The sequence below is a fragment of the Paucibacter sp. M5-1 genome (assembly GCF_027498415.2).
Classification (GTDB): domain Bacteria; phylum Pseudomonadota; class Gammaproteobacteria; order Burkholderiales; family Burkholderiaceae_C; genus Roseateles_E.
The window spans coordinates 5,777,555-5,800,519 of sequence record NZ_JAPZLM020000001.1 but is presented as its reverse complement, the minus strand read 5'-3'; the positions used below and the strand labels follow the sequence as shown (position 1 = coordinate 5,800,519).

Below are 22,965 nucleotides of genomic sequence, written 5' to 3'. Positions count from 1 at the left end.
CCACCGGCCTTGCAGAACCTCCGATCAAAAGCACAGCATCGCAATAGCAGGTATTGATCTGTCCACTGCCGGGAGGGAGAAAGTGAAGCACATGAACTAGGCGCAGGGCGAGTTAGTAAACAGCTACGCGCTCTCCAACAGTTCTCACGCAATACGTGTGCATCAGCGCTTCTCTAATGTGAACCTCCGCCTCCCCCGCCCGCTACGCCTGCTCCAGGTCGCTCCGCCGTCTCTCCGCCTGACCAAAGCCCCAACCTAGCCCCCCTCCTCAGCAAGGCAGCCGCAAAAGCTCGAAGTTCCCCCGCCCGCTGGCCGCCGTGATCAGCCCCAGCACCCGGGCCGGCTCGTTGCCGCAGTCGGCGCCCAGCATGGCCCAGCTGAAGCGCCAGCCCCAGTTGCCGCCCAGCACGCCGGGCACATTCATGCGGTGCTCGCTGCCCAGGCCCAGCACGTCCTGCAGCGGGAATACCGCGATGTTCGCGACCGAGTTGCTGCAGGCGCGGATCATGGCCCAGTGCACATCGTGGTCGCCACAGGGTAGGTAGGAGCCGGCGAAGGCGCGCTCGCGCGGGCCGGCCTGGCCCCACCAGCCGCGCACCGTGTCGTTGTCATGCGTGCCGGTGTAGGCGACGCTGTCGCGCGGCCACATATGGGGCAGGAACTCGTGGCTGCCGTCGCCGCCAAAGCCGAACTGCAGGATCTTCATGCCGGGGAAGCCGCAGCTCTCGCGCAGTTCGTGCACATCGTCGGTGATGAAGCCCAGGTCCTCGGCGACGATGGGCAGCTTGCCCAGCGATTTCTCGATGGCCTCGAACAAGGCTCGGCCGGGCCCCGTGACCCAGCGGCCCTGCTGCGCATTGGGGCTGGCGGCCGGGATCTCGTAATAGCCGGCGAAACCGCGGAAATGGTCGATGCGGAACACATCGGCCTGGCTCAGCGCGCGCTTGACGCGCGCGGTCCACCAGGCGTAGTCCTCGGCCGCCATGCGCTCCCAGCGATACAGCGGATTGCCCCAGCGCTGGCCCTCGGCCGACATCGCATCGGGCGGCACGCCGGCCACCACCGTGGTCTGGAACTGCTCGTCCAGATGGTAGAGATCGGGGCGCGACCAGCAGTCGGCGCTGTCGTGCGCGACGAAGATGGGCAGATCGCCCATCAGGTGCACGCCGCGCGTGTTGGCATAGGCTTTCAGCGCGGCGCTCTGCGTATCGAAGCACCATTGCACGAACTGCCAGAAGACGAACTCCTCGGCATGGGTCTGGCGCGCCGCCGCCAACGCGGCCGGCTCGCGCCGGGCCAGCGGTGCCGGCCAGGCCCACCAGGGCTGGCCATTGAGCGGCGAGCGTATCGCCATGAAGAGCGCGTAGTCGTCCAGCCAGCTGCGCTCGGCCTCACACCATTGCGCGAAGTCGCGACGGTCGGCGGCACTGGCGCGGGCGACGAAGCCGGCCGCTGCGGCGCGCAGCTGCTGCTCGCGCCAGGGCAAGACGCGAGCGTACTGCAGCTGCAAGGGATCGAAGTCCGGCACATCAGGCTGCGCCAGCCAGCCCTTCTCGATCAGTGGCTCCAGCGCCACCAGCCAGGGGTTGCCGGCAAAGGCCGAGACGCCTTGGTAGGGGCTGTCGCCCGGGCCTATCGGCGTGGTCGGCAGCAGCTGCCACAGGCGCTGGCCGGCGCTGGCCAGCCAGTCGACAAAGCGGTAGGCGGCCGGGCCGAAATCGCCGGCGCCGTGCGGGCCGGGCAAGGAGGTCGGGTGCAGCAGCACGCCGGCAATGCGTTGGTTCAGATCCATTTCTTTTCTCTCACTCTCTCAGACGGCGCGCAGCAGAAGCAGGCTGCGCGCGGGTACGTTCAGGGGCAGGCTCACCGACTGCGAGTTGGGACTCAGCTCGCCGCTGCTGTCCAGCAGCAGTTGCCAGGGCCCCTGGGCCAGCGTGAAGGGCAGCGGCTGCGGCTCGGGATTGAACACCAGGGCCAGGGCTTGCGCGCGGTCATCAGGGCAGCGCAGCTGGCAGGCGAAGGCCGCGCTGCCGCCCTCATGCCAGTCATGGACCTGCATCTCGGCGCCACCCGGCGTGTACCAGCTCACGCTCGCGTCTCCCCGGCCACCGGGCGGCGGCACGAACCAGCGACCATGGTGCAGCAGCGCGTGTTCGCGACGCAGGCGCAAGACCAGGCCCACAAAGGCAGCCAGGTCCGCATCGGCGGCCGCCCAGTCCAGCCAGCCGGTGGCGTTGTCCTGGCAGTAGGCGTTGTTATTGCCGCCCTGGCTGTTGGCGATCTCGTCGCCGGCATTCAGCATCGGCGTGCCCTGGGCCAGCAGCAGGCTGGCCAGCATCGCGCGGCGCACGCGCTCGCGGGTGGCGCGTATCGCCGCATCCTCGCTCGCCCCCTCGACGCCGAAATTGGCGCTGAGTTCGCCGTCGCGGCCGTCGCGGTTGTCTTCGCCATTGGCCTGGTTGTGCTTGTGCGAGTAGCTGACCACGTCATGGAGCGTGTAGCCGTCATGCACCGCGACGAAATTCACCGAGGCGGTGGGGCGGCGCTGGCCATGGTGGAAGAACAGGTCGCTGGAGCCGGTGAAGCGGCGCGCGAACTCGCCGCGGCCCACCCTGCCCCCTTGCAACTCGCTCTGCAGCCAATAGCCGCGCACCGCATCGCGGAACTTGTCATTCCATTCGAGGAAGCGGCCCGGGAAGCGGCCGAGCTGGTAACCGTCGGGTGCGGCATCCCAGGGTTCAGCGATCAGGTGCACCGCGCTCAGCACCGGATCCTGGCGCAGCGCGGTGAAGAAGGCGGCCTGTGGCTCGAAGGCGCCGCGCTCGACGCGGCCCAGCACCGGCGCCAGGTCGACGCGAAAACCATCGACGCCCATCTCCTCGACCCAGAAGCGCAGCGAGTCCAGCACGAACTGGGTCACGCGCGGATGCTGCGCATTGAGCGTGTTGCCACAGCCGGTCAGGTTCTCGCTGCGGCTCTTGTCATCGGCCACCAGGCGGTAATAGCTCTTGTTGTCCAGGCCACGGAAGGACAGCGTCGGGCCGAACTCATTGCCCTCGGGCGTGTGGTTGTAGACCACGTCAAGCACCACTTCCAGTCCGGACTCATGCAGGGCCGCGACCATCGCGCGAAACTCGGCCGCCACCGCGCCGGGATCGTCACGGTGCACCGCCTGGGCCAGGCGCGGGTCGGGGCAGAAGAAGCCCAGGGTGTTGTAGCCCCAGTAGTTGTGCAGACCCTTGTCGGCCAGATGCGGTTCGTCGATGGCGTACTGCACCGGCAGCAGGCTCAGCGTGGTGACGCCCAGGGCCTTGAAATGGGCAATGGCGGCCGGATGGGCCAGGCCGGCATACGTGCCTTGCAGCCCGGCCGGAATCTCCGGATGCTGCTTGGAGAAGCCTTTGACATGGACCTCGTACAGCACCACGTCGGCGAGAGCAATCCTCGGCGCGGACTTGCGAGGCGAATCCGTGACGGGCGCCGGCACGCGCGCCTTCAGCGCATGCAGCGCGTTGTCCCGCGTATCGAAGGCCCGGGCGCCGTCCGGATGGCCCAGCGGATAGCCATGGTGCTCGGCGCGCCAGCCGAACTGGCCGACGATTTCGCGCGCATAGGGGTCCAGCAGCAGCTTGTGGGCATTGAAGCGGTGGCCGGCCTCGGGCTCGTAGGGGCCATGCGCGCGCAGGCCGTAGACAAGACCTGTCCCCAGACCCGGCAGAAAGCCGTGGAACACGCCGTCGTGCGGGCCGTGCAAGGCATAGCGGCGCAGCTCGCGCTGGCCGCCAGCATCGAAGAGACACAGCTCGATGCGCTCGGCATGCTCGGAGAACACCGCGAAGTTGACACCGCCGTCGCGCGCCAAGGCCCCCAGCGGCTCGTGCCGGCCCGGCTCCAGCGCCGCGGGCAGACGCAGCGCCGTCATGCCGTGCTCCCCAGCAGCAGGCGCAGTGGCCGGTCCAGCCGTGCGGTCCAGGAGCGCTCGTCATGCAGCGCGCCCTCGAACACCAGGCTCTGGAAGGCCGGCGCGCGATAGCCCTTGGCCGCCAGCAAGGCGTCGACGCGGGCCTGGTCCTCGGCATAGCGGCCGTCCAGCTCGACGGTGCCGCGATCCATATAGAGACGCACCCGTTGCGGCGCCGGCAGATGCCGCTCCAGCCAGGCCAGCGCGGCATCCGGAAAGGCGGCCCGGCGCTCGGAGCCGCCGATCCAGTGCGTGCTCAGGCAGGCCGCGCCGCCGAAATGCTCCGGGTGGCGGCACAGGCCATAGAGGCTGATCAGGCCGCCCATGCTGGAGCCCATCAGAAAGGTCGAATCGCGCCCGGGCTCGGTCGCGTAGCGGGCGTCGATGGCCGGCTTCAGCTCCTCGACCAGAAAGCGCAGATAGTCATCGGCGCGGGGCCGGCCGCCGAGCCCCTCGCGCACCAAGCCTTCGCGCAACTCTGCCGGCTGCAGATGATCGAGGAAGCCCTGCGGGTAGTACTCGCTGCCGCGCAGCTGGCCGTTGTTCCAGATGCCGACCACGATGAAGTCGCGCAGCGCGCCAGAGGCGATCAGCGGTGCAGCCACCTGATCGACCTGCCAGGCCTGCCGGTTCCAGGTCGTCGCGGCGTCGAACAGCATCTGCCCGTCGTGCATATAGAGCACGGCATGGGGGCGGCGGCCGTCATAGCCGGGCGGCAGCCAGACCTCGACATGGCGCGCATCGACAAAGCGCGAGGGCTGTGCCACCCAGCGCTCCAGACGACCGAAGCGGACCTGCTGGGCCGAGGCTTCCACCTGTGGTGCCGGCGGGTTGGCGGCCCCGGCGCTACCCGCCGCAGCGAGCAGGGCCAGGCAGGCCCGGCGCCGCGTAATCGGAAGGGAGGATGGTGGGTGTTTCATCATCATGACTGCGGAACAAGAAAGAGCGTGCCCAGTGGCGGCAGGCTCAGGGAGATGGTGCCATCGGCAGCGGCGGCCAGCGCCAGGCCCAGATTACCGACGTTGCTGCCACCATAGGTCTCGGCATCGGTATTGAGCAGCTCGCGCCAGGCCTTGGTCGTCGACGCTGTGCCGGCCGGCACCGGCAGGCGGTAGCCCGGGCGCGGCACCGGCGTGAAGTTGCTGACGACGATCACCGCCCTGCCCTGCCCATCCCGGCGCGCCCAGGCCAGCACCGACTGCTCGCGATCCTCGGCCTGCAGCCACTGGAAGCCGCTCGCCTCGCAGTCCAGTCTATGCAGGGCCGGCTCGGCGCGGTACAGGGTGTTCAGGTCGCGCACCAGGCGCTGCACGCCGGCATGGCGAGCGTCCTGCAGCAGGGCCCAGGGCAGCTCGGCCTCATGGTTCCATTCGCCCGGCTGGGCGAACTCCTGGCCCATGAAGATCAGTTTCTTGCCCGGGTGGCCCCACATAAAGCCGTAGTAGGCACGCAGATTGGCGAAGCGTTGCCAGTCATCCCCCGGCATCTTGCCCAGCATCGATCCCTTGCCATGCACGACCTCGTCATGCGAGAGCGGCAGCACGAAGTTCTCGCTGAAGCCGTAGACCAGGCCGAACGTCATCTTGTCGTGATGCCAGCGGCGATGGATGGGATCCTCGCGCATATAGGCCAGCGTGTCGTTCATCCAGCCCATATTCCATTTGTAGTGGAAGCCCAGGCCGCCGGCATCCGTGGGCGCGCTGACGCCGGGAAAACTGGTCGACTCCTCGGCCACGCTGATGGCGCCGGGCGCCTCGGCGCCCAAGGTCTCGTTGATGCGCTTTAGCAGCGAGATCGCCTCCAGGTTTTCGCGCCCGCCCTGTACGTTCGGCGTCCATTCGCCGCTGGGCCGCGAGTAGTCGCGGTAAAGCATCGAGGCCACTGCGTCGACGCGCAAGCCGTCGACGCCCCAGCACTCGGCCCAGTACAGCGCGCTGCCGGCCAGGAACTGGCGCACGCCGGGCTTGCCGAAGTCGGGGATCAGCGTGTTCCAGTCGCGATGAAAGCCCTCGCGCGGATCGGCGTACTCATACAGCGGCGTGCCGTCGAACTGCGCCAGGCCATGGGCATCGGCCGGGAAATGCGCCGGCACCCAGTCCAAGAGCAGGCCCAGGCCGTGGGCATGACAGGCCGCGACAAAACGCACAAAGCCCTCGGGCGGACCGAAGCGCGCGCTCGGCGCATACAGGCCCAGGGTCTGGTAGCCCCAGGAGCCGTCAAAAGGAAACTCGGTGATGGGCAGCAGCTCGATGTGCGTGAAGCCCAGATTGGCGGCATAGGCCGGCAGCGTCGCGGCCAGCTCGTCCCAGCTGGGAAACTGGCCCGCGCCGCGCCGCCAGGAGGACGGATGCACCTCGTAGATGGAGATCGCCGCATCGCGCTTGTTGGCGGCCAAACGGGTCGAGGTCGGGGCCAGATCTTGCCGGTCAGGTACCGGCCCGGCAACGATGCTGGCGCTCTCGGGCCGCAGCTGGGCGGCCCGCGCATAGGGATCGGCCTTCAGCGGCAGCAGGCGGCCGTCCGGGCCTTCCAGCTCGTATTTGTAGAAGTCGCCGGGCTTGGCGCCCGGCACAAAGCCGACCCAGACACCGGATTCGGCGTGCAGTTCCAGCGGATGCTGGCGCCCATCCCAGTGGTTGAAGTCGCCGACCACGCTGACACGCCGCGCCTGCGGCGCCCAGACGGCAAAGCGCACGCCGGCCTGGCGCCGGTGCTTCAGCGCGTGGGCGCCCAGCACCCGGTAGGGTCGCGGGTGCTCGCCCCGGGCCAGCAGGGCCAGGTCCTCGGCGGCGAGCAGCGGATCGGACATCAGCTCAGGCTCTTGACGGACCAGACCCGCTCCACATAGTCGGCAATCGTGCGGTCCGACGAGAACCAGCCCATGCCGGCGATGTTCAGCAGCGCCCGCTCGGCCCAGGCCTCGGGCTGCTGGAACAGCGCATCGACCCGGGCCTGCGCGGCTACATAGTCGGCAAAGTCGGCCATCAGCAGATAGCCGTCGCGGCCCAGCAGGTTGTCGACCAGGGCACGGTAGCGGCTCGCATCGCCGCCGAACTCGCCGCGCGCGATCGCATCGACGACGTTCTTCAGCTGCAGGTTCTGCTCGACGTACAGGCGCGGGTCATAGCCCAGCGCCTTGATCTGGGCCACGCCTTCGGTGCGCAGGCCGAAGGTGAACATATTCTCCACGCCAAAAGCCTCGGCCATCTCGATATTGGCGCCGTCCCAGGTGCCTATGGTCAGCGCGCCATTGAGCGCGAACTTCATATTGCCGGTGCCCGAGGCCTCGGTGCCGGCGGTGGAGATCTGCTCGCTGAGATCGGCCGCCGGGATGATGGTCTCGGCCAGGCTGACGCTGTAATTGGGCAGAAAGACCAGCTTGAGCTTGTCGCCGACGCGCGGGTCGCTGTTGACGACACGGCCGACATCATGGGCCAGCTGGATGATGGACTTGGCCGCGACATAGGCGGAGGCGGCCTTGCCGGCGATCACCACGGTGCGCGGCACCCATCCCTTTCCATCCGGGGCATCCGGGTTCGCGACGATGGCCTGGTAGCGGCTGATCACATGCAGGATGTTGAGCAGCTGGCGCTTGTACTCGTGGATGCGCTTGATCTGCACATCGAAGAGGCTGTCCGGATTGACGGTGATGCCCAGCTCGCGGCGGATCAAGGCCGCCAGCCTGTCCTTGTTGGCCCGTTTGACGGCCATCAGCTCGCGACCCAGGCCCGCATCGGCGGCCAGGGGCTTGAGTTGGGCAAGGTGCGCGAGGTCCTGGCGCCAGGTCTTGCCGATGCGACCGTCGATCAGGCGGGACAGCGCCGGGTTGGCCTGCTGCAGCCAGCGGCGCGGCGTCACGCCATTGGTGACGTTGTGGAAGCGGCCCGGGAAGATCTTCGCGTAGTCGGCAAAGATGGTCTGCACCATCAGCTCGGAATGCAGGGCCGCGACGCCGTTGACCTTGTGCGAGGCCACGATGGCCAGCGCGGCCATGCGCACGCGGCGCTCGCCGCCGGCGCCTTCGTCGATCAGCGAGACGCGGCCCGGCAGGGCCTCGTCGCCCGGAAAGCGCTTCCTGACCTCGGCCAGGAAGCGATGGTTGATCTCGTAGATGATCTCGAGATGGCGCGGCAGCAAGGCCTCGAACATGCGCACACCCCAGGTCTCCAGCGCCTCGGGCATCAAGGTGTGGTTGGTGTAGGAGACCGCCTGGCGTGTGATGGCCCAGGCTTCGTCCCAGCTCAGGCCGTGCTCGTCCAGCAGCAGGCGCATCAGCTCGGCCGGGGCCAGCGCCGGATGGGTGTCGTTCAGATGGACGGCATTGAGCTTGCCCAGACTGCCTAGATCACCGAACTCCCGCAGATGGCGTGCGATCAGGTCCTGCAGCGAGGCGCTGACCAGGAAGGCCTCCTGCTTCAGGCGCAGGATGCGGCCGGCCTCGGTGCTGTCGTCAGGGTAGAGCACCCAGTTCAGCGCGTCGGCGGCGACGCGGTGTTCGGCCGCGCGGGCATGGTCACCCTGGCAGAAGGCCGCGAAGTCGATCGGATCGGCGGCCGCTGCATGCCATTGGCGCAAGGTCGAGACGCGCTCGCTGTGGTGGGCCGGCACGATGAAGTCATAGCCTTCGGCCACCAGGCGTTCGGCGGGCAGCCAGCGGCGTGCGCCCCCCTCCTCCACGAGGACCCGGCCGCCGAAGCCCACCGGATAGCGCAGTTCGGGACGGTGGACCTCCCAAGGGTTGCCGGCGCGCATCCAGTCGTCCGGCGCCTCGACCTGGCGGCCACCCTGGATGGCCTGGGCAAACATGCCGTACTGGTAGCGCAGGCCATAGCCGAAGGACGGCAGGCCTGCTTCAGCGAAGGAATCCAGGAAGCAGGCCGCCAAGCGGCCGAGGCCGCCATTGCCCAGGGCCGCGTCGGGCTCGCGCTCCAGCACATCGGGCAAGGCCTGACCCTGGGTCAGGAAGGCCTCGCGCACCGTGTCATCCAGGCCCAGCGCGGCCAGCGCGTTGGACAGGGCCCGGCCCATCAGGAACTCCATCGACAGATAGTGGATCCGGCGCACCGGCGCGCCGGCGCCGCGCCGCGCATCGGCCGCCTGGGTCGCGGCCCAGCGCTGCGCCAGCAGTTCGCGGCATGCCGCGGCGGCGGCGCGCAAGAGCATGTCGGAAGAGGCCTGCCGGCAGCTGCCCTCCGACGATTGGTCGAGCTGGTGCTGGACGGCGGTCTTGAATGCGGTCTGGAGAGCGTCTGTCTTCATGGGCGAGGCGGCCGGGCGGTGGCCAAGTTGAGCGCTGGCGGTCATAGGGGTGTTCATCAATGCGGGGCCCGGTGGCCGGGGCAAGAATGCCGCATGAGCAAGAAAAGCAAGGCTCAGCGGCGGCGTTGGCCAAAGTATCGTCTAGCCCTCGTTGTTTGTGTAGTTTGACTACATCGGGAAATCCCGAATTCACGCATAAGCCATTGATTTTACTTGAGTCAATGATTCGAACTGCGGGCAACTTCCGTTGTATGACTACATTTTCGCCTGTATATTCTCTACAAATCCAACCCTGAGAGACAAGCCGTGCCCGGCCCCGGGCCCGGCGCGGAGGTGTTCTGTGGCTGATGTATTGCTGTCCGGCGTGGCCAAGGCCTACGGCGAGACCAAGATCCTGCACGGCGTTGACCTGGAGATTCGCGATGGCGAGTTCATGGTCTTCGTCGGCCCCTCGGGCTGCGGCAAGTCCACGCTCTTGCGCACCATCGCCGGCCTGGAGGAGATCACCGGCGGCGAGCTGCGCATCGGCGGGGTGCTGGTCAACGATGTGCCGCCGGCCGAGCGCGGCATCGCGATGGTGTTCCAGAGCTATGCGCTGTACCCGCATATGAATCTGTACGACAACATGGCCTTCGGCCTGAAACTGGCCAAGGTGCCCAAGCACGAGATCGACGGCGCGGTGCGCAACGCCGCGAAGATCCTGCACATCGAGCATCTGCTGGACCGCAAGCCCAAAGACCTGAGCGGCGGCCAGCGCCAGCGTGTCGCGATCGGCCGCGCCATCGTGCGCAAGCCCGAGGTCTTTCTGTTCGACGAGCCGCTGTCCAATCTCGATGCCGCGCTGCGTGTGCGCATGCGCTACGAGTTCGCCAAGCTGCACGAGGAGTTGAAGACCACCATGGTCTATGTCACGCATGACCAGGTGGAAGCGATGACGCTGGCGGACCGCATCGTCGTGCTCTCGGCCGGCAGGATCGAGCAGGTCGGCACACCGCTGGAACTCTACGAGCATCCGGACAATCTGTTTGTCGCCGGCTTCATCGGCTCGCCGAAGATGAATTTCCTGGCCGCGGAACTGGTCCGGGGAAGCGCTTCCGACGCCGAGGTTCGGCTGGCTGACGGCAGCACGCTGCTGGCCCGCGTCGATGCCTCGCGCGCCAGCCCCGGCGACCAGCTCACGCTGGGCGTCCGACCCGAGCACATCCGCATCGGTGGCGACATCAATCTGCTGCACAGCACCGTCGCCTTCGTCGAGTCGCTGGGGGGCACCACCTTTGCCTACTGCCCCTACCCCGGTCTGGAGGAGCCGCTGACCTGCCAGTTCGAGGGCCGCAACGGCTGCGACCGCCTGCGCAGCGGCGATGCGCTGCAGCTGCACCTGCCGCCCGAGGCCCTCTATCTGTTCGACGCCCAGGGCCGCGCGCTGCGCCGCCAGGCCGCGCCGGAGCTGTCGGCATGAAATCCGCCGCATCACTGCTGCTGGCGGGCCTGCTGCTGGCGGGCACGGCCCAGGCCCAGGACCACAAGCTGCTGGTCTGGATCAATGGCGACAAGGCCTATAACGGGCTGCAGAAGGTGGGCAACGCCTTCGAGAAGCTGTCGGGGGTCAAGGTGGTGGTTGAACACCCGGTCGACGCCACCGACAAATTCCAGCAGGCGGCTGGCGCCGGCAAGGGGCCGGACATCTTCTGCTGGCCGCATGACCGGGTCGGCGAATGGGCCAAGTCCGGCCTGCTGACGCCGCTGCGCCCGGGCAAGAAGCTCTACGACGAGGTCGAGGAGACGGCCTGGAAGGCCTTTGCCTACAAGGGCCGGCTCTGGGGCTATCCGATCGCGATCGAGACCACCGGGCTGATCTACAACAAGGCCCTGGTGCCCACGCCGCCGACCACCTTCGACGAGCTGATCGCGCTGGACAAGCAACTGAAGGCCCAGGGCAAGCACGCCATCCTGTGGGACTACAACAAGAGCTTCTTCAGCTGGCCGCTGCTGGCCGGCGCCGGCGGCCAGATCTTCGGCCGCGATGCACAGGGCGACTATGACGCGGCCCAGGTGGGCGTCAACAACGCCGGCGCGCTGGCCGGCGCGCGGATGATCGAGCGCCTGCTCAAAGAAGGCCATATGCCCAAGGGCGCGCGCTACGCGGAGATGGAGACCGGCTTCGCCCGCGGCGAGGTCGCGATGATGATCTCCGGCGCCTGGGCCTGGGACAACGCGCGCAAGGCCAAGATCGATTTCGGCGTCGCGCCGATCCCCGGGGTGCTGCCGGGCAAGCCCTCGAAACCATTTGTCGGCGTGCTCGGCTGCATGATTGCCGCGCCCAGCAAGCTCAAGGACATCGCCCGCGAGTTCGTCGAGAACCATCTGATGCGGCCCGAGGCGCTGAAGCTGCTGGATGCCGATGTGCCGATCGGCGTGCCGGCCAACAAGGCCTTCTATGCCGAGCTGGCCGCCAACCCCTTGATACGCGCCAGCATGGAGAACGCCCGCCTGGGCGAGCCCATCCCCAACATCCCCGAGGTCGGCCGCTTCTGGACCGCGATGGACGCGGCACTGGAAGCCATCACCAACGGACTGCAGTCCCCGAAGGACGCGCTCGACGGCGCCTCGGGCCGCATGCTGCTGAACAAGTAAGACCTCATGAACGCGACCGCCACACTTCCGTCCGGGGCGTACTCCACCCTGCCGCCGAGCGCACTCGAAAAAGCAGCCCGCCTGCTGCGCTGGCCGCTGACCGGCCTGGCCATGCTGGCCGCGCTCTACACGGTCTTCATGATCCATGCTTCGGGCCAGATGGCCTGGGCCGTGGGCGCGCTGACCCTGTTCTGCGCCGGCTTTTACGTCTATGTCAGCAACGCAGGCTTCGCTTATCGCTATCTCTTCCCCGGCATTGCCGGCATGCTGGTCTTCATCGCCTTCCCGCTGGTCTACACGGCCCAGATCGGCTTCACCAACTACTCCTCGGCCCATCTGCTGAGCGAAGAGCGGGTGCGCGAGTACCTGCTGGACCAGCACGAGCCCATCCAGGCTCAGGTGCAGCATTTCAGCCTGCATGCGGAGGGCCAGCGCTTCCGGTTGGCCTTGCGCAGCGCCGACGAGGCAGCGCCGCAATGGGTCTCGCCGCCGCTGGCCCTGGGCAAGACCGAGCCTGGCACCGAGGTCGCGATGAGCACCGGTCAAGACCTGACCCTGGGCCCTGCCCTGCCGCTGCGCGAGCTGATCCGGCACCGCGAGGCCTTGATGCAGCTCAGGCTGACACTGCCCGCCGGCACCGGCCTGGACGCGCTGCACTATCTGGGCCTGCGCGAGTTCGGCCCGATCACGCGACACTGGCGGGCCAACGCGGACCAGAGCCTGACGCGCACCGCCGATGGCCAGGTCTTCCGCGCCAACCGCGACACCGGCTATTTCGAGAGCGCCAGCGGCGAGCGCCTGCAGCCGGGCTTCAAGGTGCTGGTCGGCTGGCAGAACTACGCGCGCATGGTGACCGATGCCGAGTTCCGCGGCCCCTTCCTGTCCATCTTCAGCTGGACCGTCGTGTTCTCGCTGGTGACCGTGATCTGCGCCACCGCCATCGGCATGCTGCTGGCCACCGTGCTGAACTGGGAAGACCTGAAGTACCGCGGCACCTACCGTACCCTGCTCTTCCTGCCCTATGCGGTGCCGGGCTTCATCTCCATCCTGGTATTCAAGGGCTTGTTCAACCAGAACTTCGGCGAGATCAACGCCATCCTCGACGCGCTGCTGGGCGTCAAGCCGGCCTGGTTCGCCGACCCGCTGCTGGCCAAGCTGATGCTGGTGATCGTCAATGTCTGGCTGGGCTATCCCTACATCATGATTCTGTGCTCGGGCCTCTTGAAGGCCATCCCGGCCGATCTCTACGAGGCCTCGGCGATTGCCGGCGCCGGACCGCTGACCAATTTCTTCAAGATCACCGCGCCGCTGATCATCAAGCCGCTGGCGCCGCTGTTGGTCAGCGCCTTCGCCTTCAATTTCAACAACTTCGTGCTGATCGCGCTGCTGACCGACGGCCGGCCCGACTATCTGTCAACCAAGATCCCGGCCGGCCAGACCGACATCCTGGTCAGCTACACCTACCGCATCGCCTTCAAGGACTCCGGCTCGGACTTCGGCCTAGCGGCCGCGATCTCGACGCTGATCTTCATCCTGGTGGCGGCGATGTCATTGATCAATCTGCGACTGATGAAGAAGGCGAGCTGATATGGCCATCGTTCGAGGCAAACAAGCCCGCTGGCGCGTCTTCGCGGCGCACGCGCTGTTGTGGGTCTTTCTGGCCCTGACCCTGTTTCCGCTGCTGGCCGTGGTCTCGATCTCGCTGCGCCCCGGCAACTTCGCCACCGGCAGCCTGATCCCGAGCGAGATCAGCCTGGAGCACTGGCAGCTGGCGCTGGGCATCCCCTACCAGGCCCCCGATGGCAGCGTGGTGCAGCCACCCTTCCCGGTGCTGACCTGGCTGTGGAACTCGGTCAAGGTCGCGACGCTCTCGGCCTTGTTGATCGTCGCGATCTCGACCACGGCCGCCTATGCCTTCGCGCGCATGAGGTTTCGCTTCCAGTCCAGCATCCTGAACTCGATGCTGCTCTTGCAAATGTTCCCGCCGGTGCTGGCCCTGGTCGCCATCTATGCGATCTTCGAGACCATAGGCGGCTACGTTCCCGGTCTGGGCATCGAGACCCATGCCGGCCTGGTGCTGGCCTATCTGGGCGGCGTCGCCACCCATATCTGGACCATCAAGGGCTATTTCGAGACCATCCCGGTCGAGATCGAGGAATGCGCCAAGGTCGATGGCGCCAGCCACTGGCAGGCCTTCCGCCTGGTGCTCTTGCCGATGGCCGTGCCCATCCTGATGGTGGTCTTCGTGCTGGCGTTCATCGGCACCATCATCGAGTACCCGGTGGCCTCGGTGCTCTTGCGCGAGGAAGGCAATCTGACCCTGGCCGTGGGCTCCAAATACTATCTGCACGACCAGCGCTTTCTATGGGGCGACTTTGCCGCCGCGGCCGTGCTGTCCGGCCTGCCTATCACCGCGGTCTTCCTGCTGGCCCAGCGCTGGATCGTCTCCGGGCTGACGGCCGGCGGCGTCAAGGGATAGAGAAGCATCCGCAGCCCTGTGAAGCGGGGTTTGCACCGGCACGCCAGGCCCGAGGGGCGGGCCTAGACTTCGGCCATGCTCAATCCCATCGTCTACGCCGTCCCGGTCTTTGTGCTGCTGATGGCGGCCGAGTTCCTGTGGAGCCGCCGCCGCGGCGAGGCCGTCTACCGCGCCGCCGACACGGTCGCCAGCCTGTCAGCCGGCATCAGCAGCCAGCTGGCGGGCGTGTTCACCAAGCTGATGACGGTGGGCCTCTACACCCTGGTCTGGCAACACGGCGCGCTGCTCGAGTGGCCGCTGGACGCCGTCTGGGCCTGGCTGCTGGCCCTCCTGCTCTACGACTTCCTGTACTACTGGAACCATAGACTCGGCCATGAGGTCGCGATCCTGTGGGCCGCCCATGTGGTGCACCACAGCAGCGAGGAATACAACCTCAGCACCGCCTTGCGCCAGACCAGCACCGGGTTCTTGTTCAGCTGGATCTTCTACCTGCCGATGGCCCTGCTGGGCGTGCCGCCGCTGATGTTTGTCGTCGTCGGCCTGATCGATCTGCTCTACCAGTTCTGGGTCCATACCCGGCTGGTCGGCAAGCTGGGCTGGTTCGACCGGGTCTTTGTCTCACCCTCCAACCACCGCGTCCACCACGGCCAGAACGACTACTGCCTGGACCGCAACTACGGCGGCATCCTGATTCTGTGGGACCGGCTGTTCGGCACCTTTGTCGAGGAGCGCGAGGGCGAGCCCATCGTCTATGGCGTGCTGGGGCCGCTGCGCAGCTGGAGCGTCTGGCAGGCCAATACCCGCAACTATGCCGAGCTGTGGCGTGACGCCCGGCTGGCCGACAACTGGCGCGACAAGCTGACCATCTGGTTTCGGCGCCCCGCCTGGCGGCCGGCCGCCGCCGAGCGGCTGGCGCCCAAGCCCAGACCCGATCTGGCGCGCTTTGTCCGCTACGCGCCGCCGCTGCCGCCGGGCCTGCCGCTGTACGGCCTGCTGCAGCTGGCGCTGCTCCTGCTGCTGGGCGTGTACTTCCTGGCGGTGGAGCCGCGCTTGAGCCTGCAGCTGGGCCTGGCCGCAGCAGCGGGTCTGGTGCTGAGCCTGGTGCTGCTGGCCCGGCTGCTGGAAGACCCGGCCGCGGCCGGTGGCGAGCGGCTGCGCCTGCTCGCGCTGGGCGGCGTCGCCGGCACCCAGCTCTGGCAGGGTCAGGTCTTGCTGGCGCCGGGCCACGCGCTGTGGGCGCTGAGCCTGCTGGCCGCGCTGGCCGGCCTGGCCCTGCTGCCCCGGCTGCTGCGCGCGACAGCAACAAGAAAGCCTTCGACTGGCGATTCAGGCAGCGAGGAGCTCGGGCAGCCGCTCTGACAAGCCCGGCATCAGCCGCTGGCCGCCGGCCAGGCGCTGGTCGTGGCAATAGTCCTGGTGCACCTCGATGCGCCAATCGCCGCGCCCGAAGCGCGCCCGCAGGGCCGCAGCAATGCGATCAAAACCATGGGCCTCGTCGGCATTGCTGTCCAGATGCACGACGCCCGGCTCAGGCCGCAGCAGCAGGCCCATCAGCGCGGCGGCCGTGTCGTCCATGAAGGAACAGGCCGGCCGCCAGGCGGCGCTGGCCGCGACGCGGCCTTCGCGGCGCTGCCAATCGTCCAGCGCCATCAGCATATTGTTGCCGGGGCGCTCGGCATCGATCTGCCAGCCGATGCGTGCCACCGTGGCCTCGGCGCAGGCGGCGCGCACCGCGTCCTCGCAGGCCATCTTGTAGCGGCCGTAGTCGTCCTGCGCGGTGCGCGCATCCTGCGGCCCATGCGGGCCGTCGGGCTCGTGATGGAACACCATCGCGGTGCTGGTGAAAAGCATGGGCAGGCCCCGCGCGGCCGCATGGGCGGCCAGCCGGCCGGCCCAGTCGGCGCTGCCCATCGCCAGATGGGCGATCGCGTCGAGGCGCTGCGCCGCCAGCCAGGCCGAAGCCGCCGCCGCATCCTCGGGATCGACCTGTTCGCGGTCCCAGCCCAGCAGCTCGTGGCCGGCCTCGCGCAGCTCCCGGGCCAGCACCGGCGCCAGCGTGCCCCTCAATCCGGTGATCAGACAGCGCATGTCGAACTCCAGTAAAAAAGCCCCGGAGAGCGTCCGGGGCCGGAAGGCTTTGACAGCCGATCAGAACTTGTAGTTCGCACCGACCAGATAGGTGCGGCCCCACTTCATGTACTCCAGCGGACGGTCCTTGCTGGCCGCATAGGTGCGGTAGGCGTCGTCGCCCAGGTTGTTGACCTGGAACAGCAGGCCCAGGCCCTTGAACGCGCCCTGGTTGAAGTTGTAGCCCAGCTGCAGGTCGACGATGCTCTCGCCCACCACATAGCGCAGCGTGCGGCTGCCGTTGAAGTTGCCGATCTCGCCGATGAAGTCGGAACGCTTGCGCTGGCTGATGCGGGCCTCGAAACCGTCGCGCTCGTAATAGGCGGTCAGGTTGTAGACGCGCTTGGACAGGCCCGGCAGGCTGATCGGATCATTGCCCACGCTCTTGACGACATCGGGATCAATGTCCTTGATACGGATATTGCTGCTGGTGAAGCTGGCGCTGGCGACCAGACCGAAGCCGTTGAGCATCGGGCTGACCAGGTTCAGCGGCAGCGAGGCCGACAGCTCCACGCCCTTGAGCTTGCCGCCGCTGCCATTGAACGGCGCGGTGTAGGTGCCCGTATCCAGAGCCGGCGGGCAGGCCTGGTTGCCGGCGCCGCAATTGGTCGGCGGCAAGTAGCCGGCGACGAACTTCGAGAAGTCGTAGTTGTCGCGCCCCTGGGTGTAGATATAGCTGCGCAGATCCTTGTAGAAACCGGCGGCCGCGACATAGGCCTTGGAGCCGAAGTACTTCTCGTAGGACACGTCCAGCGCATTGGCACGCCAGGGGTCCAGCTGCGAGTTGCCGCCGCTGGCGCCGGGCTTGCCATTGGCCTTGTCGATGCCGAAGTCCAGCGCCGAGCGCAGCTGGTCCACACGCGGCCGTGCCATCTGGCGGGCCAGCGCGAAACGCAGGGTCTGGTCATTGCCCAGCGAGAAAGCCAGGTTCAAGCTGGGCAGGAAATCGGTCACGGTCTTGCCCTCGGTGACCGGCTTGACCTGGCTGCCGACCGGCGCGGTGCCGTCGAAGTAATTGGCCGTCGACTGCTGCTCGACGCGCACCATCTGCAGACCGAAGTTGCCGCGCACCGGCAGGCCGAACATCGTGCTGTCGACATTGGCACGGGCAAAGGCGGTCGTGGTCTTCTCTTCCACATCCCAGGCCTTGGCGATCAGATAGCCTTCGGTGTCCGTCGGGTTGAAGGTCATATAGCGACCGACCGCGCCGGGCACATTCCAGGCCGGGATCATGCCCAGACCGGCAAAGCCGAGATCGACCGGGCGGTATTGCAGATCGGCCGCCACCGTGGTGTCGCCCTGCGCGCCCACATTGATATTGCCCTCGGGCTGGCGCTTCTTCTTGGAGCGGTCGGCGTAGTTCAGGCCCACATCGATATCGGCCACCAGACCGGCCAGCATCGTCGGCGCCGGGAAGTTGCCGGTCAGCTTGAAGCCGCTGAGCTCATCCTCGACGCGGGGCACCTTGCCGTAGCCGGAGCCGTAGATCGTGCCGCGAAGGAAGAGCTTGGCCGGGTCCGAGTAGTCCAGCTGCGGCACCATGGTCGAGAAGTTCGAACTCGCGAAGTTCAGCTTGATCGTGTCGAAGGGCACGCCGCCGACCGGGCTCAGCTGGGCATTGTTCTCCAGGCTCAGCTCATTGCGCTTGGCCTTGGAGTAGTTGAGGTCGGCCACCACGCTGATGCCGTTGTCGAACTGGAACTTGTTGTTCCAGCCCAGCGCCGAGATCTTGTCATCGCGCTTGTTGTACATGCCCCGCACCAGCGGGTAGACATTGGTGATGGTGCCGCCGGTATGGGTGCCGTTGCCGTTGACCGTCGCATCGGTCCAGGTGCAGGCCGGGTTGCAGGGGAAATTGCCGTTGTACTGCAGGTTCAGCTCGAACTGATTGGCCGTGTCGACCTGCTTGGCCTCGGCGGCAAAGGCGTCGACGACGCTGGTCCAGTGCTTGGACGGGCGGAACTCCACGGTGGCCATCACGCCGTCGCGGGTGGTCTTGCCGGTGCGGCGCAGCGCCTTGATGCCGTCCATCACATAGCTGCCTGCGGCCACACCGGGGCGGCCCTCGACCTTCCAGGGCTCGTACAGGCCGACCTGCTCTTCCTGCACCGGGGTTTCCTGGTGCGCGTAGCCGATGGCCACACCGATGGTCTTGTCGGCGAACTGGTCGATATAGCTGGCGCTGAAGCGGTTGCCGGTGGCCTTGGCATTGGCCGCAGCCCCCAGGGAGCTGCGCTGGCCGCGCGCGTTCAGCGCGACCACACGGCTGCCGAAGTTCAGCGGCCGCACCGTCTGCATGTCCAGCGTGCCCGACAGGCCCTGGCCGACCAGACCGGCATCGGGCGTCTTGTAGACCGTCACGCCGCTGAGCAGCTCGGAGGGGTACTGGTCAAACTCGACGCTGCGGTTGTCACCGGTGCTGACCAGCTCGCGGCCATTGAGCAAGGTGGTGGCGAAGTCGGGCGACAGGCCGCGCACGCTGATCACCTGGGCACGACCGGCCACCCGCTGGGCCGACAGGCCCGGCAGGCGGGCGATCGACTCGGCGATGCTGCTGTCGGGCAGCTTGCCGATGTCCTCGGCCGAGACCGATTCGACGATGGAGTCCGAGTTCTTCTTGACCGAGATCGCAGCCTCGATGCCGCGGCGGATGCCGGTCACCGTGACGGTGTCCAAGGTGGTCTGGGCAGCCTGCTGGGCCTGCGCCACCGTGGCCACCATCAGCAGCACGGTGCAGGCACCGGCCACCGGACTGAGTCTCCACAAAGCGCCGGGCGTGGCGCCGGCCTGGTTCACAGCATTCGTCATCTTTGTCTCCTAAACGATGTCATCGACGCAACACAAACGGTGGGCCGGTCCACCCAGGCCTGCCCGGATTCCTGCGCTTTTTTTCTTGTTCCGGAATCTCGCTACAGCCTTGTTTGTACCAAAACTAGATTTTTCACAACACAGCCGAAAACCCTTAATGAAATCAGATTTTCGGCTATTTACCTATGAAACAAGCCCCTACCAAGACCTCACAGCGGTGTTGTTCCGGGCGCTAAACGCCATTTATGTAGCTCAACTACATTGCAAAAACACAACACCGAAGCCAGACAACAGCAACCCGTCAGGCCTGCTCGATCGCCAGCGCCGCCCCACCCAGCGCGGCCAGCGTGTCGGTGATCAAGGCGGTCGGGATGCCTTCCAGATAGGAACGGAAGCGCCCCTTGGACTCGAAGCGCTCCCGAAAGCGCGAGGCAAAGAAGCGCTCGCCCAGGCGCGGCACGATGCCGCCGCCGATATAGACACCACCACGCGCCCCCAGGGTCAGCGCCACATTGCCGGCAAAGCTGCCCAGCAGGGCACAGAAGGCATCGAGCGTGCGGGCACTGAGCGCATCGGCGCCGCCCACCCCCGCCTCGACAATCGCCTCGGTGCTCATAGGCACCGACACCGGCTGACCCAGCACCGCCGCCACCGCCCCATGCAGCACCGGCAAACCGATGCCGGACAGCAAGCGCTCGGCGGACACATGGGCATGGTCGCGCCGCACCCGCGCCAGCAACTCGCTCTCGAACTCATCGGCCGGCGCCAGCGTCGCGTGCCCACCCTCGCCCGGCAGCGCCAGCCAGCCCTGCGCGGTCTGCACCACCCCGGCCACACCCAGGCCAGTGCCGGGGCCGATGACGGCCAAGGTGCCGCTGGGCCGCGGCAACACCCCGCCATGCGCGCGCAGCTGCGCCGCGTCCAGGCGCGGCAGCGACAGCGCCAGCGCCTCGAAGTCATTGAGCATCAGCAAGACATCCAGCCCCAGATCCGCCTGCACCGCCGCGCGCGAAAAGCTCCAGTGGCTGTTGGTCAGCTCCACCCGGTCGCCAGCCACCGCGGTGGCGACCGCGAACGCGGCCCGCTGCGGCGCCCGGTAGGCCGCACCCAGATCACGCTTCAGCCCGACCAGATAAGCCCGCGCCGCCTCCGCCGGCCCGGCATGGGCCGGCACCGGCAGCGTGCGCACCTGCGTCACCGCCGAGCCGCCAGCCGCCACCCAGCCAAAGCGCGCATTGGTGCCGCCGATATCGGCCACCAGATAGGGCGCGGCCGCCGTCATGAGCACACCCCCGGCACAGCAGAACACGCGGACGGGCACGACAGGACAGACCACAGGAGGGGCCGCAAGGAATCAGGAAGTTGGCAATGCACGATGGTCTCAGGCTTGCTGGCCACCCTCCACCCGCTTCAAACCAGGAGGAAGGCCGCCGATGCTGTTGGCTCTACTGGAGTACAAGGTAACAAAACTACATTCACATCACAAGAGCAAGAACCCATAAATCCATGTTCACCAGTAAAAACCAGACCAACTGGCAGGCAGATTCGTCGATTCACCGTGCAAAGACGCTCACGGAAATGTAGCTTAGCTACAAACACACAGACAAGATTGGTCGTGTCAGCGCCGCAGCGCCGGCCCCGCTGTGCGCGCTTTGCCGGGGGTGAGATGAGGGCCGACGGCCCCATAATCGCGCGCACCCGCCCCGTGCATCCGGACACGCCGGCGACCGCATTCAGCCGCCCTGCTCATCACCTTCTCCCCGCCCAACTATCGCCATGCTTCCCTTCGACAGTCCCCGGCTGATCGCCGACATCGGTGGCACCTACGCCCGCTTCGCGCTGGAAACCGCCCAGGGCCAGTTCGAGCACATCGCCTCGCTGCGCTGCGCCGATCACGCCGACTTCCATGCCGCCGTCAGCGCCTATCTGGTGACCCTGCCGGCGCTGAAGATCGAGCATGCCGGCGTCGCGATCGCCAACCCGGTCGAGGGCGACCAGGTCAGGATGACCAACTACCACTGGCAGTTCTCGATCGAGGAGATGCGCCAGCGCCTGGGGCTGGACACCCTGGTGGTCGTCAACGACTTCACCGCGCTGGCCATGGCCCTGCCGCGCCTGTCGGGCCGCGATCTGCGCCAGATCGGCGGCGGCGAGGCCAATAAGCAGAGCGTCGTCGGCCTGCTCGGCTCGGGCTCGGGCCTGGGGGTCTCGGGCCTGATCCCGGCCGGCGAGGGCTGGGTGGCGCTGGGTACCGAGGGCGGCCACACCAGTTTCTCGCCGCGCAACGAGCGCGAGATCGCGCTCTTGCGCTTCGCCTGGCGAGAGTTCGAGCATGTGTCCTTCGAGCGCCTGCTGTCAGGCCCGGGTCTGGAGCTGATCTACCGCGCGATGGCCGACTATGCCGGCCGCCCGGCCGAGGCGCTGCAGGCACCCGAGATCACGCAGCGGGCGCTGGATGCCAGCGACCCGGTCTGCGTCGAGACGCTGGCCCTGTTCTGCGCGCTGCTGGGCACGGCCGCGGCCAATCTGGCGGTGACCCTGGGCGCCCTGGGCGGCATCTATATCGGCGGCGGCATCGTGCCGCGGCTGGGCGAGTATTTCGACCGCTCGGCCTTCCGCCAGCGCTTCGAGGACAAGGGCCGCTTCTCGGCCTATGTGGCAGCGATACCGACCTATGTGATCACCGCCGAGCACGCCACCTTCATCGGCGCCTCGGCGATCCTGGACGCGCAGCTGCGCACACTGAAGACCGCGCCGGGCGCGGCCATCCTGAACCAGATCCGGCGCGCGCGCGAACAGCTCTCGCCGGCCGAGCTGCGCGTGGCCGAGCATGTGCTGGCCCATCCGCGCGATGCGCTGAATGCGCCGATTGCCGAGATCGCCCGTGCCGCCAATGTCAGCCAGCCCACCGTGATCCGCTTTTGCCGTTCGCTGGGCTGCGAGGGTCTGTCCGACTTCAAGCTGCGCCTGGCCTCCGGCCTGACCGGCACCGTGCCGGTGACCCACACCCAGGTCACCCATGACGATTCGATGGTGGAGCTGGGTGCCAAGGTGCTGGGCAATACCGCCTCGGCCATCCTGCAGGTGCGCAGCGCACTGAACCGCGAGATGATCGATCGCGCGATCGAGCTGCTGCTGCGCGCCGACCGCATCGAGTTCTATGCCGTCGGCCATTACGGCGTCGTGGCCCAGGACGCGCAGTTCAAGTTCCTGCGCTTCGGCGTGCCCAGCAGCGCCTACACCGATCCGCGCCTGCAGTCGCTGGCCGCCAATGTGCTGGGGCCTCGCGATGTGGCCGTCATCATCAGCGCCAGCGGCAAGCTGCCCGAGCTGGCAGCGGTGGCCGACAAGGCGCACGAACGCGGCGCGGCGGTCGTCGCGATCACGGCCAGCCAGTCACCACTGGCCCGCAAGGCCGATGCGACGCTGATCGTCGACCATGTCGAGGATGTCTCCACCCATCTGCCCATGGTCAGCCGCATCCTGCATCTGCTGGTCATCGACATCCTGGCCGTCGGTGTCGCGATGCGCCGCAACCCCGAGGGCCTGGGCCAGCTGCCGGGCAAGGCCCGCGAGGAGCTGGACGAGGACGTGCTCAGCAGCACCCCGCCCAAGCGCGGCGCCAGCGCGGCCGCGCCGGGTGTCAGCCTGGCGACGCCGCTGGCCCGGCTGACCTCGCACAGCCGCTGAGCGGCCG

14 protein-coding genes are annotated in these 22,965 nt (G+C 67.4%); 6 read left to right on the top strand and 8 right to left on the bottom strand.

Annotated features, from left to right (window positions below):
- Positions 1-268: 268 nt before the first annotated feature.
- The 5 genes from malQ to O5M90_RS27400 are packed head-to-tail and all read right to left on the bottom strand — an operon-like array spanning position 269 to position 9,220.
- Entirely contained in the window at positions 269-1,792 is a 1,524-nt protein-coding gene (gene malQ, locus O5M90_RS27420; RefSeq protein ID WP_269840805.1) for a 4-alpha-glucanotransferase, read from the bottom strand.
- Between the two features lie 18 nt (positions 1,793-1,810).
- A complete protein-coding gene (glgX, locus tag O5M90_RS27415) occupies positions 1,811-3,922 on the bottom strand; it encodes a glycogen debranching protein GlgX (RefSeq protein WP_269840806.1) in 2,112 nt (703 codons plus the stop codon).
- Positions 3,919-4,881, bottom strand: a complete 963-nt coding sequence (locus tag O5M90_RS27410; RefSeq protein ID WP_262968032.1) for an alpha/beta hydrolase — start codon at positions 4,879-4,881, stop codon at positions 3,919-3,921. The genes glgX and O5M90_RS27410 overlap by 4 nt, the downstream gene beginning before the upstream one ends.
- 2 nt (positions 4,882-4,883) lie before the next feature.
- Positions 4,884-6,770 (bottom strand): 1,4-alpha-glucan branching protein GlgB, encoded by a 1,887-nt coding sequence (glgB, locus tag O5M90_RS27405; protein ID WP_269840807.1) that lies wholly within the window; start codon positions 6,768-6,770, stop codon positions 4,884-4,886.
- On the bottom strand, positions 6,770-9,220 hold the full coding sequence (locus tag O5M90_RS27400; RefSeq protein WP_269840808.1) for a glycogen/starch/alpha-glucan phosphorylase: 2,451 nt from the start codon (positions 9,218-9,220) through the stop codon (positions 6,770-6,772). Before O5M90_RS27400 ends, glgB begins: the two co-directional genes overlap by 1 nt.
- Positions 9,221-9,560: 340 nt before the next feature.
- On the opposite strand from O5M90_RS27400, the gene O5M90_RS27395 reads away from it, so the two are divergent.
- The 5 genes from O5M90_RS27395 (at position 9,561) to O5M90_RS27375 (ending at position 15,692) form a co-directional block, all read left to right on the top strand.
- Positions 9,561-10,679 carry an ABC transporter ATP-binding protein gene (locus tag O5M90_RS27395; RefSeq protein WP_137942338.1) on the top strand — a complete coding sequence of 373 codons (1,119 nt, stop codon included), beginning with the start codon at positions 9,561-9,563 and terminating at the stop codon, positions 10,677-10,679.
- The gene (malE, locus tag O5M90_RS27390; RefSeq protein ID WP_269840809.1) at positions 10,676-11,854 is read left to right on the top strand and encodes a maltose/maltodextrin ABC transporter substrate-binding protein MalE; all 1,179 of its coding nucleotides are present in this window, start codon (positions 10,676-10,678) and stop codon (positions 11,852-11,854) included. The genes O5M90_RS27395 and malE overlap by 4 nt, the downstream gene beginning before the upstream one ends.
- Positions 11,855-11,860: 6 nt before the next feature.
- Positions 11,861-13,441, top strand: coding sequence for a maltose ABC transporter permease MalF (gene malF / locus O5M90_RS27385; protein WP_269840810.1), 1,581 nt, complete (start codon positions 11,861-11,863; stop codon positions 13,439-13,441).
- 1 nt (position 13,442) lies between these two features.
- Positions 13,443-14,333, top strand: coding sequence for a maltose ABC transporter permease MalG (gene malG / locus O5M90_RS27380; protein ID WP_137942335.1), 891 nt, complete (start codon positions 13,443-13,445; stop codon positions 14,331-14,333).
- 75 nt (positions 14,334-14,408) lie between these two features.
- The gene (locus O5M90_RS27375; RefSeq protein ID WP_269840811.1) at positions 14,409-15,692 is read left to right on the top strand and encodes a sterol desaturase family protein; all 1,284 of its coding nucleotides are present in this window, start codon (positions 14,409-14,411) and stop codon (positions 15,690-15,692) included.
- Here O5M90_RS27375 and O5M90_RS27370 read toward each other — a convergent pair.
- The 3 genes from O5M90_RS27370 to glk all read right to left on the bottom strand — a co-directional run bounded on the left by O5M90_RS27370 (position 15,660) and on the right by glk (position 20,550).
- The gene (locus tag O5M90_RS27370; RefSeq protein ID WP_269840812.1) at positions 15,660-16,421 is read right to left on the bottom strand and encodes a sugar nucleotide-binding protein; all 762 of its coding nucleotides are present in this window, start codon (positions 16,419-16,421) and stop codon (positions 15,660-15,662) included. The genes O5M90_RS27375 and O5M90_RS27370 overlap by 33 nt on opposite strands.
- A 60-nt stretch (positions 16,422-16,481) precedes the next feature.
- Complete coding sequence (locus tag O5M90_RS27365) at positions 16,482-19,268, bottom strand: TonB-dependent receptor (RefSeq protein ID WP_269840813.1); 2,787 nt, start codon at positions 19,266-19,268, stop codon at positions 16,482-16,484.
- A 301-nt stretch (positions 19,269-19,569) separates the two neighbouring features.
- Positions 19,570-20,550 carry a glucokinase gene (gene glk / locus O5M90_RS27360; RefSeq protein ID WP_269840814.1) on the bottom strand — a complete coding sequence of 327 codons (981 nt, stop codon included), beginning with the start codon at positions 20,548-20,550 and terminating at the stop codon, positions 19,570-19,572.
- A gap of 494 nt (positions 20,551-21,044) precedes the next feature.
- Between glk and O5M90_RS27355 the strand changes: the two genes are divergently transcribed.
- The gene (locus tag O5M90_RS27355; protein WP_269840815.1) at positions 21,045-22,958 is read left to right on the top strand and encodes a glucokinase; all 1,914 of its coding nucleotides are present in this window, start codon (positions 21,045-21,047) and stop codon (positions 22,956-22,958) included.
- Positions 22,959-22,965: the final 7 nt, after the last annotated feature.

Excerpts from the sequence above, each read along its gene's own strand:
- malQ (WP_269840805.1), bottom strand. The coding sequence starts at position 1,792 with ATGGATCTGAACCAACGCATTGCCGGCGTGCTGCTGCACCCGACCTCC.
- glgX (WP_269840806.1), bottom strand. The coding sequence starts at position 3,922 with ATGACGGCGCTGCGTCTGCCCGCGGCGCTGGAGCCGGGCCGGCACGAG.
- O5M90_RS27410 (WP_262968032.1), bottom strand. The coding sequence starts at position 4,881 with ATGAAACACCCACCATCCTCCCTTCCGATTACGCGGCGCCGGGCCTGC.
- glgB (WP_269840807.1), bottom strand. The coding sequence starts at position 6,770 with ATGTCCGATCCGCTGCTCGCCGCCGAGGACCTGGCCCTGCTGGCCCGG.
- O5M90_RS27400 (WP_269840808.1), bottom strand. The coding sequence starts at position 9,220 with ATGAAGACAGACGCTCTCCAGACCGCATTCAAGACCGCCGTCCAGCAC.
- malE (WP_269840809.1), top strand. The coding sequence starts at position 10,676 with ATGAAATCCGCCGCATCACTGCTGCTGGCGGGCCTGCTGCTGGCGGGC.
- malF (WP_269840810.1), top strand. The coding sequence starts at position 11,861 with ATGAACGCGACCGCCACACTTCCGTCCGGGGCGTACTCCACCCTGCCG.
- malG (WP_137942335.1), top strand. The coding sequence starts at position 13,443 with ATGGCCATCGTTCGAGGCAAACAAGCCCGCTGGCGCGTCTTCGCGGCG.
- O5M90_RS27375 (WP_269840811.1), top strand. The coding sequence starts at position 14,409 with ATGCTCAATCCCATCGTCTACGCCGTCCCGGTCTTTGTGCTGCTGATG.
- O5M90_RS27370 (WP_269840812.1), bottom strand. The coding sequence starts at position 16,421 with ATGCGCTGTCTGATCACCGGATTGAGGGGCACGCTGGCGCCGGTGCTG.
- O5M90_RS27365 (WP_269840813.1), bottom strand. The coding sequence starts at position 19,268 with ATGACGAATGCTGTGAACCAGGCCGGCGCCACGCCCGGCGCTTTGTGG.
- glk (WP_269840814.1), bottom strand. The coding sequence starts at position 20,550 with ATGACGGCGGCCGCGCCCTATCTGGTGGCCGATATCGGCGGCACCAAT.
- O5M90_RS27355 (WP_269840815.1), top strand. The coding sequence starts at position 21,045 with ATGCTTCCCTTCGACAGTCCCCGGCTGATCGCCGACATCGGTGGCACC.